The sequence below is a fragment of the Thalassotalea sp. Y01 genome, from assembly GCF_012932945.1.
Classification (GTDB): domain Bacteria; phylum Pseudomonadota; class Gammaproteobacteria; order Enterobacterales; family Alteromonadaceae; genus Thalassotalea_A.
On the sequence record NZ_JABBXG010000004.1, the window covers coordinates 20,429 to 33,360 of the forward strand.

At 42.9% G+C, this 12,932-nt stretch carries 13 protein-coding genes; 8 read left to right on the forward strand and 5 right to left on the reverse strand.

What is annotated here, in order from left to right; translation table 11 throughout:
* Positions 1–30 precede the first annotated feature (30 nt).
* On the forward strand, positions 31–1,407 hold the full coding sequence (locus HII16_RS06645) for an amidohydrolase family protein (RefSeq protein ID WP_169128636.1): 1,377 nt from the start codon (positions 31–33) through the stop codon (positions 1,405–1,407).
* A 63-nt stretch (positions 1,408–1,470) separates the two neighbouring features.
* Positions 1,471–2,100, forward strand: coding sequence for a DUF3299 domain-containing protein (locus HII16_RS06650; RefSeq protein ID WP_169128638.1), 630 nt, complete (start codon positions 1,471–1,473; stop codon positions 2,098–2,100).
* Positions 2,101–2,154: 54 nt separating this feature from the next.
* On the opposite strand, the gene HII16_RS06655 is transcribed toward HII16_RS06650, so the two are convergent.
* From HII16_RS06655 to coaBC, 4 genes are all read right to left on the reverse strand, one after another.
* The gene (locus HII16_RS06655) at positions 2,155–2,898 is read right to left on the reverse strand and encodes an alpha-hydroxy acid oxidase (RefSeq protein ID WP_248289531.1); all 744 of its coding nucleotides are present in this window, start codon (positions 2,896–2,898) and stop codon (positions 2,155–2,157) included.
* A 361-nt stretch (positions 2,899–3,259) separates the two neighbouring features.
* Complete coding sequence (locus HII16_RS06660) at positions 3,260–4,717, reverse strand: aminoacyl-histidine dipeptidase (protein ID WP_169128640.1); 1,458 nt, start codon at positions 4,715–4,717, stop codon at positions 3,260–3,262.
* Between the two features lie 95 nt (positions 4,718–4,812).
* Entirely contained in the window at positions 4,813–5,397 is a 585-nt protein-coding gene (slmA, locus tag HII16_RS06665) for a nucleoid occlusion factor SlmA (protein ID WP_169128642.1), read from the reverse strand.
* Positions 5,398–5,482: 85 nt separating this feature from the next.
* A complete protein-coding gene (coaBC, locus tag HII16_RS06670) occupies positions 5,483–6,697 on the reverse strand; it encodes a bifunctional phosphopantothenoylcysteine decarboxylase/phosphopantothenate--cysteine ligase CoaBC (protein ID WP_169128644.1) in 1,215 nt (404 codons plus the stop codon).
* Positions 6,698–6,869: 172 nt separating this feature from the next.
* On the opposite strand from coaBC, the gene radC reads away from it, so the two are divergent.
* Entirely contained in the window at positions 6,870–7,541 is a 672-nt protein-coding gene (gene radC / locus HII16_RS06675) for a DNA repair protein RadC (protein ID WP_169128646.1), read from the forward strand.
* An 11-nt stretch (positions 7,542–7,552) separates the two neighbouring features.
* On the opposite strand, the gene HII16_RS06680 is transcribed toward radC, so the two are convergent.
* Positions 7,553–8,452 (reverse strand): neutral zinc metallopeptidase, encoded by a 900-nt coding sequence (locus HII16_RS06680; protein ID WP_169128648.1) that lies wholly within the window; start codon positions 8,450–8,452, stop codon positions 7,553–7,555.
* A 418-nt stretch (positions 8,453–8,870) separates the two neighbouring features.
* Here HII16_RS06680 and rpmB point away from each other — a divergent pair, with 418 nt between their 5' ends.
* The 5 genes from rpmB (at position 8,871) to mutM (ending at position 12,878) form a co-directional block, all read left to right on the forward strand.
* The gene (gene rpmB, locus HII16_RS06685; RefSeq protein ID WP_135438283.1) at positions 8,871–9,107 is read left to right on the forward strand and encodes a 50S ribosomal protein L28; all 237 of its coding nucleotides are present in this window, start codon (positions 8,871–8,873) and stop codon (positions 9,105–9,107) included.
* A gap of 11 nt (positions 9,108–9,118) precedes the next feature.
* Positions 9,119–9,274: a 50S ribosomal protein L33 gene (rpmG, locus tag HII16_RS06690; RefSeq protein WP_033078277.1), complete on the forward strand. Its 156-nt coding sequence runs from the start codon at positions 9,119–9,121 to the stop codon at positions 9,272–9,274.
* A gap of 201 nt (positions 9,275–9,475) precedes the next feature.
* Positions 9,476–10,075, forward strand: a complete 600-nt coding sequence (locus tag HII16_RS06695; protein ID WP_135438284.1) for a LemA family protein — start codon at positions 9,476–9,478, stop codon at positions 10,073–10,075.
* Between the two features lie 23 nt (positions 10,076–10,098).
* Positions 10,099–12,024 carry a M48 family metallopeptidase gene (locus tag HII16_RS06700; RefSeq protein ID WP_169128650.1) on the forward strand — a complete coding sequence of 642 codons (1,926 nt, stop codon included), beginning with the start codon at positions 10,099–10,101 and terminating at the stop codon, positions 12,022–12,024.
* Positions 12,025–12,062: 38 nt separating this feature from the next.
* Positions 12,063–12,878: a bifunctional DNA-formamidopyrimidine glycosylase/DNA-(apurinic or apyrimidinic site) lyase gene (gene mutM / locus HII16_RS06705; protein WP_169128652.1), complete on the forward strand. Its 816-nt coding sequence runs from the start codon at positions 12,063–12,065 to the stop codon at positions 12,876–12,878.
* Positions 12,879–12,932: the final 54 nt, after the last annotated feature.

Sequence of the window (12,932 nt, forward strand, 5' to 3'; positions counted from 1 at the left end):
ATAAACTTTTAATAGCATAAGGATTAATAGATGAAAAAGTTAAAATTAAGTATAGCGATTGGTATCTGTACCACACTAATGACTAGTTCAGTAATGGCTGGGCAAGTGTTATTTAAAAATGTTGACGTCTTTAATGGTACCGACAATAAACTATATGAAGATCTCAATGTACTAGTTGATGGTAATAAAATTGCTCGTATTTCAGAAAAAGACATCGAAGCGGCACAAGATGCGACCGTTATTGATGGTACAGGCAAAACATTAACACCAGGCTTTATTGAAAACCATGCGCATTTAATGCTTATGGGGCCTACGTTACCAGCAATGGAAGCAAATACGACTTGGGAAGATTTTGCTATTCATGGCACTCGTATGGCTGAAATGTATTTAATGCAGGGGTTTACCACTGTGCGTGATGCTGGTGGTGCTAATGGCGGCTTAAGAAGAGCCATCGATTCAGGGCAAATTAAAGGTCCTCGCTTTTATCCTTCTGGTGCTTTTTTAAGTGCTCGTGGCGGCCATGCTGATTTTGCCGACTATTCGGCACCAGTTGGTGCCCAAACAAACATGGGACGATTAAACCTAGCACAAGAGGCTGATAGCGTTGCTGAAATTAACAAATACGGTCGAAACAATTTTCGTATGGGGGCGACTCAGCTGAAATACATGCAATCAGGTGGGGTTGTTTCAGCATTTGATCCATGGCAATTACTAGCGGGTTCAAAAGAAGAGTTAGAAGCTGCAGTAGCTGTAGCAGATAGCTATGGTTCTTATGTTATGGCTCATTCATACCGTAAAGAAGCAATTATCAATGCTCTTAATGCTGGTGTTAAAACTATTGAACATGGCTTTATGTTTGATTGTGAAATCGCTGAATTAATGAAAGAGAAAGGTGCATATATAACGACTAACATTACTGCTTTTGATCCAGGCTTACTAGATATTCCAGCAGTTAAAAATGTACCTTCAAGTTTGCGCAAGGCGAAATCTGCAACGGCGGCATTTGTAAGTTATATGCCTAGCATGACAAAAGAATGCCCAGTAAAACGTGGATTCCAAACAGACTGTGTAGGATCGGTTGATGCATGTAACATTCAAATTGCATATGAAAAACATTTGAATAATCATTTCTTTGGCCCTTATGAATCGCTGAAGACATTAACGTCTATTGGTGGTGAGATTGCTGCGTTAACAGGCGATTACTGGAACCCATACCCAGAAGGTAAGCTTGGTGTTATTGAAGTTGGTGCTTATGCAGATATCCTACTTCTAGACGGCAACCCATTAAAAGACTTCTCTATTGTTGGTACTGGCGATAAATGGTTTGGCGCAGAAAAACGCCCAGATAGCCCTGAAACAATTAAACTTATCATGAAAGATGGTGTAATTTATAAAAATACGCTTTAATACACTATGGCTCGAAGTTCATTTGCAACTTCGAGCCTCTTTTATCTTAATAGAGATACTGTTTTGCTAAAATTTCTTCCCTTAATCATTTTTTTCCTTGTATTAATCAATTCAGCCTTCGCATCAGAAACAATTGAGTGGGACCAATTGAAACCTCCCCCCCCGAAGAGCGATATTGTTCTACCTAATTTGACTGATTCACAACTAAGAAAGATACAAGAAATATTTTGGTTAACTCATTCCAAAGAGAGTGAAATCTCTCAAAAAATAGAAAAGATAAAATTGGAGTTAAAAAAGGAAGGTGTTGACGCCGATGAAGTTTTTCGTATACGAGAAGAATACATCGCTCATAAAAAAAGTGAAGCTGAAACAGTAAATCATGACATTGATGGCAAAGTAGTTCGCATGTCAGGTTTTTTAATACCTACAAAGTTTAAAGAGAATATAATTGTATCTGAGTTTTTACTCGTACCTTCGGTAGGCGCTTCTATTCATATGCCTCTTCCACAGCCTAATCAAATTGTACGAGTTTCATTTCCCAAAGGTTTCACTGTTAAAACATTAAGACAACCCGTGCTGGTCGAAGGAATCATCAATTCTAATTTACATTCTGATAATCTACACATCATCGATGGTAATAAACTTGTTACAATGGGCTACAGTTTAAGAGCGGTCCACGTTAGCGACTTATAGAGAAACGTTTACTGTTTCTGGGCAAGTATTAGGAATGCAATAAGATAAAGTTTATTAGTTGTTTTTGAATAGATAATCATGGTCAACTTGCGCAATCGATTTAGCTCCCATTAATGCCATTGTTCTTTCAACTTCTGATTTCAACATAGATAAAGCAAGTTCGACACCTTGTTGCCCCCCAGCAGCTAGGCCATACAAATATGGTCTTCCAATTGAACAAGCGTTTGCTCCAGCTGCTAGTGCTTTGACGATATCACTGCCTCTTCGTATACCCCCATCAACAATTAACTCCAGATCCTCACCAACCGCGTCACGAATGCCTTTGATGCAATCTATAGGAGCGGGAGAACAATCTAGCTGCCGCCCACCATGATTTGATATCATCATCGCACTAGCGCCAGAATTGATTGCAAGTTTTGCATCATTACCAGATTGGCACCCTTTAATAACAATAGGCCCATCCCATTGCTCTGCTAACCAACTAACATCATCCCAATTAATCGTTTGATCAAACTGGCTATTGATATAATTAATCATCCCTGCAGTGCCCGTTTTAAAATCTTTAATTCTGTGAGCAATATTGGCAAATATAAATTCAGGATCTCTTAAAAAATTAACTCCCCAATGCCAACTTGTCATATAACTAATTGCTGAACGCGCGGTAAATCTAGGTGGAATTGTCATACCGTAAACAATATCCCTTTCTCTATTCCCTGCTACAGGCGTAGATGGTGTATTCATGGAGTATGTCGATAATTCAAAAGAACTACTTTTCTTTTTAAGGGATAACGTCGTCAAACGTGTAGACCTGCATTCCAATGCCTAGCCTATTGCTATAAATATTGAATAGTATATTAGCAAATGCTAAAGGTCAGCTAATGGCACAAAACGGCCCCTCAAAGCCACCTCGAAACGAAGGGAGATCCCATCCAAAGGCATGATGGGATGACGGTGAATTCTTTCTATATATGAACGACTCCAAATGGCACAAAGCGGTCGCATCCCTCTACAAGTCAAGCAAAAAAATACTCAGACAAATATTTGTCTGAGTATTAATCTCTGCACCCTAAGCTTTTCCTGCCTTGGACGGAATTCTAGGTCCACAAAAGGTAAATAGCTTAACTACACAGTAGCTTTTTTAGTTAATCTTCGGCGTAATTTAGGCTTCTGGAATATTCGCCAATACTGCGGTTAACAACTGCCAGTATTCACCAACGGTCTTAACTTCCACTTTTTCATCTGGAGAATGCGGGAATTTAATTGTTGGACCAATCGATACCATATCAAGATGTGGGTATTCGGTTTTAAACAAGCCACACTCTAAGCCAGCATGGATGACCATGATCTCGGGCGTTTTATCGAAGTTATCTTGGTAAGTTTCACGCACTAAATTCATGATCTGTGAATCAGTACTTGGCTTCCAACCTGGGTAGGCACCAGAAAACTCAACCTTAGCGCCCGCTAGTGAATATACTGACTCAATCATTTCTTCGGTTTCTATACGACCATCGTCATGCAAAGAACGAATTAAATTAAGTGCAACAAATTTAGGTCCTTTACAGCGTAAGACACCCATATTGATCGAGGTTTCAACAACCCCTTCAATATCATCACTCATGCGCAATACACCATTAGGTGCACCATTAAGTGACGCTAGAATGTTGCTTTGACAAGCACGTGACCACATTAGGTCAAATTCTTCTGGCTGAATCAGCATCATAGAAAGATCCGGTTCAACAGCATGCAAGTTTTGTTTGATTTGCGCTAAGTAATCGTTAAATGCTGTTGTTAATGCCTCAATGTGCTGTTTGGCAACAACAAAGCTTGCGTTTGCTTCACGAGGAATAGCATTGCGCAGGCTACCACCATTAAGCTCGGTTAGCTGAATAGCAAATTGCTTGCTCGCTTGTAATAAAAAGCGCACTAGAAGCTTATTGGCATTGCCACGACCTAAGTGAATATCAACACCAGAGTGACCACCTTTTAAGCCAGAAATTGAAATATTAAACGATTCCCAATCTTGTGGTACCGCTTCAGTTTCAAGCATATACGTCGCAGTAGCATCAACACCACCAGCGCAGCCCATGTAGACTTCACCTTCTTGCTCAGAATCGGTATTAATTAAAATTTCACCGTCTAACCAACCCGGCTTAAGGCCAAACGCACCACTCATGCCAGCTTCTTCATCAATGGTTACTAGTACTTCTAATGGACCATGAACAACATCATCACTCGCTAACACCGCCATCGCTGACGCTAAGCCAATACCATTATCAGCACCTAACGTGGTGCCATCTGCAGTGACCCACTCGCCATCAATGTATGGACGAATCGGATCGGTCAGGAAGTCATGGTCTGTACCACTATTTTTTTGCGGCACCATATCCATATGCGCTTGCAGAATAACACCTTTACGGTTTTCCATGCCTGCTGTTGCTGGCTTCTTCAAAAATAGGTTACCAACTTCATCTTCTTTGCATTCAATGCCAAGATCCGCTGCCCATTGTTGTATCCATGCTGAGATTTTTTGTTCGTGTTTTGATGGATGCGGAATCGCACAGATATTGGCGAAAATAGACCACAATGAGGATGGATGTAATTGATTTAATTCATTCATAATAGGCTCTTTTAGATATAGGAAAGCCAGCAATGGTCTGCACCTTCACTGGCTGAACTGTTTTATGTCATTAAATATGGGGACGATTTAAGCGCTTAACAAGCCGCGGTAATGAATTGCCATTGTTCAGTAAAGCTTTCACTTGGCTTTTTACTAAAACCAGAGCGCACGTAAGCACCTATTTTACCTTCACAGTAACTTAGTAAGGTATTAGCCAATGCCCCCTCAGCGATAGGAAAACCTTTACCTTCGCGCAATTTGCGTTCGCGTAGAATTTGTTTGTATTGGGTTTCAAGCTTTTCAAATAATTGATGCACTCTGGCCCGTAGACGTTCGTTTTCACCAACCAACGCATCACCAGCAAGAATTCGACACATACCCGGATTGCGTTCAGCGAACATCAAAATAACATGGGTAATATGGTGACAACGTACCATGGTTTCTTTTTGATCTGCCAAAATCATATTGATGCGTGAAAACAACGCCTCTTCGATATATTCAATCAGACCTTCGAACATGCGGGCTTTTGATGGGAAGTGGCGGTACAACGCCGCTTCAGAGAAACCGACTTGTGCAGCTAACTTAGCGGTTGTTATACGCTGCCCAGGACTGGTTTCCAGCATATGAGCTAAGCATTCTAGTATTTGCTGTCGTCTATTTGGTTTTTGATTTTCAGACATGTAATTATTCTTCTTTATTCGACTTCTTTATATTGCCGCAAATAGCTTTGCTTAATACACCACACAGCTAATTGGCACGATACGATTATTCATTGGACATGCGTTGTTTAACTAACAACACCAGCTGCCTTGCCAAAGATTGTTTATCCATTAATGGCAGTTGCTGATCACCACCTTGCCAAAATACACTAAGCGCGTTGTCATCACTATTAAAGCCTTGGCCTTGTTTTGACACATCATTGGCGGCAATCATATCTAGATTCTTGCGCTGCAATTTTGCTTTGGCGTAGCTTTCAACATCTTGGGTTTCAGCCGCAAACCCCACAGTAAAGGGCTTGTCTGGTCGTGCCGCAACACTGGCGACAATATCAGGGTTTTTCACCAGCTCTATCGCCATCTGTTGATTATCGCTGGTTTTCTTGATTTTCTGATCGCTGACGTTCGCGACCTTATAATCAGCAACCGCTGCACAAGCAACAAACACATCTGTTTGCTCAACGCCGTTCATTACCGCTTGATACATATCATCAGCGCTTTGTACGCACACGCACTGACACCCTGCTGGTGCGGGCAAATTTACTGGACCGGAAACCAATGTGACTTTTGCGCCAAGTTGGCGCGCAGCATCAGCAATGGCATAGCCCATTTTTCCAGATGAATGATTGGAAATATAACGCACAGGATCAATCGCTTCTCGCGTCGGTCCTGCCGTTATAAGCCAGTGCTGTCCCTGTAATTCTTGGCTCTGTTCTAGCGCACTAAAGTGCTCTAGGGTGTGTTGAACCAACTGATCAGGTTCTAACATACGGCCATAACCGACGTCACCACAGGCTTGTTCACCTGCTGCTGGCCCCCAGATTTTGACGCCACGTGATATTAATGTCGAAAGGTTTTGTTGGGTTGCTGCTGCTGCCCACATTTGCTGATTCATCGCCGGTGCAATGGCAATCGGCGCTGCCGTTGCCAAAACAATGGTCATTAGCAAATCATCGGCCATACCGGCAGACATGCGCGCTAAAGTATTTGCAGATGCTGGAGCAATCAACACTAAGTCAGCCCATTTGGCTAACTCAATATGTCCCATTGCCGCTTCAGCGGCAGGATCTAGTAGACTGTCAGCGACTGGATTACCAGAAACCGCTTGTAAGGTAAGAGGGGTAATAAAGGCTTTGCCGCCATTGGTCATTACCACGCGAATATTGGCGCCATGATCTTTTAAACGGCGAACCAGTTCGGCGCATTTATAAGCAGCAATACCGCCGGTTACGCCCAAAACGATATTTTTATTCTGTAAAAACATCTCGTCCTGCTAAAATTAGTGACACAGATTACGTACTGTGTATAACAATTGTGGCGATAAGATAACATGTATTTAAATGGATATTAAATAGTTATCTTCAGATTAGTAAGTATTCACATTCAGCTAATTGACCGTAATACGCCACCAATACATTAAAGCAAGGAGTGCAAATATGTTATTAGATTGGCCTGCAAGCGAGCGCCCTCGCGAAAAATTACTCAACCTAGGGGTACAAAACCTCAGTGATGCCGAATTATTGGCGATTTTTTTGCGAACCGGCATTAAAGGTCTTGATGCTGTGGCTCTAGGTCGACTGCTATTACAACGTTTTGGCAATTTGCATAATCTCTGCACCGCCGATCTCGAATCCTTTTGTCAACAGCCCGGTCTTGGGCAAGCCAAGTTTGTGCAACTACAAGCGTGTTTAGAAATGTCACGCCGTTTTCTTGCCGCCAAACTAGAATCCGGTGTTAACTTAACCTCGTCGCATCAAACTCGACAATATTTAATCAGTCAATTAAAGCATGAACCGCATGAAGTGTTTGCGGTGTTATTTCTTGATAACCAACACAAGGTTATTTGCTACAAAAAAATGTTCTTTGGCACCATAGATGCCGCCACCGTCTATCCACGCGTTGTCGTAGAGGCAGCTTTGAAGTATCGCGCCGCAGCGATTATTTTATCGCACAACCACCCGTCAGGGATTGCCGAACCTAGCCTTGCTGACAAACAAATAACCCAGAAATTAATCAAGGCGCTGGCACTTATTGATATAAGGGTGCTCGATCACATTATCATCGCCGGTCATTTAACCTGTTCGTTAGCCGAACGCGGCGACATGTGATCATGCGGCGTCTATAAGTTAGCACCGCCAAAGGTATTGCATTGCAAATAGTCGCCACTATCAAAGCCGCGACGGAACCAACGTACCCGTTGCTCTGAACTACCATGGGTGAAACTATCGGGCGTCACACGCCCTTGTGCCTGTTTTTGTAGTCTGTCATCGCCAATTGCCGCCGCGGCGGTTAGCGCTTCTTCTAAATCGCCAGCTTCGAGCATGTCGCGCTCGTTATGAGCATAGTAACCCCACACACCGGCATAGCAATCCGCCTGCAATTCTAATTTCACCGACAATTTATTGGCTTCGGTTTTACTCACCCCTTGTTGCGCCTGTCTAACTTTGGTTGTTGTACCGAGCACTTTTTGCAAATGATGACCCACTTCATGGGCGATGACGTAGGCTTGGGCAAAATCGCCAGGCGCACCATGACGGGTTTTCAAATCTTCATAAAATGACAAATCTATATATAGTTGTTCATCACCTGGGCAATAAAATGGTCCCACCGCAGCACTTGCTGTGCCGCACGCTGACTGCACTGCCTGCGTAAATAACACTAATACCGGCTCGCGATAGCTTTTCTGCTGTTGTTGTAGCAATTTGTGCCAAGTATCTTCGGTGTCCGCTAAAATCACCGCGACAAACTCTCCTAAATGCTGTTGCTGCTCGGTTAATTGCGTATTTGCCGGGATTTGTTGCTCTGAACTTTGCTGCGGTGCGATATTCACGCCCAGCATTTGTGCGCCAAAATAACCGACAACACCAACAATAAGTAATATGCGGCCTATTTTGGTTTGCAGTAAAAAAGGCAGAAAACGCATTAATAAGGTGGCAATTCCCCCCCCACCACCAGCCGACACTCTCTGGCCGCGGCGGTCTTCGACATTCGAGCTTCTTCGTTTACCTTGCCAACGCATAACCCACCTCGTATTGCTTACTATCCCTAAAATTTAGCAGCGATCTGCGTTGAATCCCAATTTGCCGTGGCTATTGAAGGATAAAAATACTTACCGCTTGAAAACCTTTGATTAACAGAACCGTACTATTTTTATACATATGTCGTAATAAAAGCGATTTTGGCGGTAATTTCTGTTGGGTTTTTCAGCAAATACACGTATAATCGCGCCCATTAAGAACATCAGCTTAATTAGTAGCCGATAAAGCTTGATCATTTAAAAGGACGTCTATATAATTTGCGACCTTTTTCAGGCTCCTATGGGCGACGGCCTGAGGAGTTGATATCGGATCAATCGTCAATGCGCACCAGTGTGCTTTGCTACTGAATCGATATAATAAACAAGCTCGAGCTGAAAATTATTTATTGGAGTGACTCACATGTCTAAAGTTTGCCAAGTTACAGGCAAAAAACCGATGGTAGGTAACAACCGTTCACACGCGTTGAATGCTACCCGTCGTCGTTTTTTACCAAACCTTCAAACACACCGTTTTTGGGTTGAAAGCGAAAATCGTTTCGTTAAATTACGTACTACTCCTAAGGGAATGCGTATCATCGACAAGAAAGGTATTGATGCTGTATTAACAGACATCCGTGCCCGTGGCGAAAAAGTCTAAGGAATTGAACAATGCGTGATAAAATTCGTTTAGTTTCATCTGCTGGTACTGGTCATTTTTATACTACTGACAAGAATAAAAAGACCATGCCTGAAAAGATGGAAATCAAAAAGTTTGATCCGAAAGCTCGCAAGCACGTGATCTACAAAGAAGCTAAAATCAAGTAATTGGTTTACTGCTTTCTTAAAAAACCCGGTTTATCCGGGTTTTTTTATACCTAAAATTCCCTTGCTGTGATTATTGCCCCAATCATTGCCCCTAATTTTTATCGAAATTCGCCTTATCTAGAAACATTTACTCCTTGCAGCTAACCAAAGCAACCGATACATTAAGGGCATTGCAACATCAATTTAACACTAGGAGCGCCTGTGAGTATCACTACAATCGTATTTTGGGTTGTTGTTTTTATTGCTATTTTTTACGTTATTGGCATTTATAACCAACTCGTTGCCTTAAAGAATCGCTATAAAAATGCCTTTGCTCAAATTGAAGTTCAACTAAAGCGTCGTTATGACTTAATACCGAACTTGGTTGAAACCGCTAAAGCTTATATGAGCCACGAACGAGAAACATTGGAAGCGGTAATCAGTGCTCGTAACAGCGCAGCCAAAGGCTTAGAAGCTGCTGCGGCACAACCTGGCAATGCGCAAGCGATGCAATCGTTAATGGGCGCGGAAGGTGCTTTGGTTGGCGCCTTGGATAAACTTAATTTTGTTATGGAAGATTATCCAGAGCTGAAAGCCAATGAAAACATGATGCAGCTTAACGAAGAGCTGGTCAGTACCGAGAACCGTGTTAGTTTTGCGCGTCAAGCGTTTAACGATCAGGTCATGGCATACAACACCTATAAACAGAGTTTTCCACAAACTGTATTTGCCGGTGCATTCGGTCATGGTCCAGATGCTAGCCTACTTGAGTTTGAGGATTCTCAACAAATCCAGCAAGCACCAAAAGTGTCTTTTAAATAAGCGCTATTTAAGGCTTTCAATTAATGGATTTTTTTCAGGCCCAACAAAACGCCAGACGCAACACCTGGCGTTTAGGCGTTTTATTTTTAGCGGCTGTATTTAGTCTTATCGCCATGACCTACCTTCTGGTTATGGCACTACAAGCGTACTTGGCACTCGATCCAGACCAAGCATTGAGCATGTCCTTGATGACTCAGCAATTTGAATGGCGAACCGCCATTTTTGTTGCCTGTATCGTCGCCGTGGTTATCTTCTCAGGCAGTGCCTATAAAAGTATTAGTTTGGGCTCCGGTGGTAAAAAAATAGCCGAGCTGCTCGGGGGCCAACGCGTCACCCATGACAGCAAAGACGCCAATGAAAAAATGCTGCTTAATGTCGTTGAGGAAATGGCCATTGCTTCAGGCACGCCGGTGCCAGGTGTCTACATACTTGCGCATGAACCTGCAATTAATGCCTTTGCCGCCGGCTATAACAGCTCGGACGCTGTCATTGGTGTCACTCGTGGTTGCATTGAGCGCTTGTCACGAGAAGAACTTCAAGGGGTTGTCGCCCACGAATTCAGTCATTTGCTAAACGGTGATACACGCTTAAATATGCGCTTGATTGGCGTCTTGCACGGCATCCTGATTATCGGTTATATCGGTTACTATATTTTACGCACAGTACGCGGTAACAATAAAAATACCGGAGCGTTCTTAGCATTAGGTTTAGGGTTAATCGTCATTGGTTTTAGTGGTAACTTTTTTGGCGGTTTGATCAAAGCAGGGGTCAGTCGACAACGGGAATATTTGGCCGATGCCAGCGCCGTCCAGTTTACCCGCAGTAAAGAAGGTATTGCCGGTGCCTTATATAAAATAGGTCACTCAGATCATGGCTCACTATTAGATACACCTTTGGCGCCGCAAATGAGTCACGCCTACTTTAGCTCTGGCGTAAGTTCTTTTGTCGAATCGATGTTTGCCACCCATCCGCCATTAGATAAGCGCATTGAACGTATATCGCCGCACTTTAAATTGCAGCGCAAAATCAATGAGCAACAACGTGAAGATGAACTAAAGAAACAACAACGCCAACAAGCGAAAGAGCAAAAACAAGCTAAAAAAGAGCAGTTTGCAAAAACCTTGACGTCTGCGGTTGTGGCGCAAAAAGCCATTGAAAGTGTTGGTAAAATCAGTGACAACAACATCGATTATGCGCAACAATTATTGCTTGAGATGCCCGTTAATGTGATTGATGCGGTCCGCACCCCACATGGTGCCCAAGCGTTTGTGTATGCCTTAATACTAGAAGCTGATGAATCCTTATTAAAGGCACAACTGAGCCACTTAAAAGAGCATTGCCCAACCGATGTGCTCGATAACGTGTTCGCATTACGCATTACCGTTGGCAAGTTACAACGTCGCTTCCGCCTGCCATTAATTGACATGAGCGTACCGCTTCTGCAATCCATGGACGAATCTCAATATAAGAAATTTACCGATAATATTCAGGTACTTATTGACATTGACCAGCACATCAGTTTGTTCGAATGGATATTGCAAAAAATCATCACCCGACATGTTGGCTCATCATTTTCTCGTGCCAACAAACTGCACAAACAACGTCGCCTTCAGCAATGCTATGCCGCAGTCGAAGTTTTGTTTAGCACTTTATTACACCAATTGGTCAGCGATGACGATGAGAAACAGCGCTTACTGCCATTAGTTAGGCAAGTCAGTGACATGAGCGAGTTACGTTTATTATCTGCAGATAAGTGTCAATTTAGTGATCTAGACGGCGCGCTGCAAACGTTAGTCGAGTTGCAGGTAAAAGAGAAACCTAGGATACTTAGGGCCTGTTTATTGATTGCAACCGGTGACAAGAGCTTTACACACCAAGAAATGGAGTTAGTGAGGGCGATTGCAGATACGCTGGACTGCCCAATGCCACCTAACCTTGTTGCAAGCTAACTTAGTTGCCAACCACTACAGCCTGTTAATGAATTATCATGCCTGAATTACCTGAAGTAGAAACATGCCGACGCGGCATAACCCCACATATCGTTAATCACACTGTCAAAGAAGTTGTGGTTCGAAATGCCAATATGCGCTGGCCGATTACCGATACCATTGATGATATCCAAGGCCAAGTGATCGACAGCGTTACTCGACGCGCTAAATACCTGTTGCTCAAAACCCATAAAGGCACCTTGTTATTGCATTTAGGCATGTCTGGGACGCTACGAGTTATCCCTGAACATACCGAAGTCAGTAAGCACGATCATTTTGATTTGGTGTTTGATAACGGCCTCACTTTGCGCCTCAATGATCCAAGACGGTTTGGTGCGGTATTGTGGCTTACCGGTGACGTTTACCAACATCCGCTGTTGGCAAGCCAAGGGCCAGAACCGTTATCCGAGCAATTTGATGGACAGTATTTATATGAAAAATCTCGCAATAAAACCGTGGCGATAAAAACCTTCATTATGAATAATCATATCGTGGTTGGTGTGGGTAACATTTACGCTAATGAAAGCCTATTTCAAGCCGGTATCAACCCCAAAAAAGCCGCGGGCAAGATTTCGAAAAAACGCTTTATCGATTTAGCAAAGAGAATTAAAAAGGTATTACAACAAGCCATAGAACAAGGCGGAACCACCCTAAAAGACTTTACTCAAGCCGATGGTCGACCGGGTTATTTTGCCCAATCATTGATGGTCTATGGTCGCAAAGATCAGCCCTGTTTTCTCTGTGAAACCCCGTTAAAAGAAATTAAACAAGGTGGACGGGCGACAACATTTTGCCCTCGTTGCCAAAAAAATTAACCGCATCGAACGCGGTGCATTAGTTCTGTAGCTTGTATAAATAGCGGATTTAAA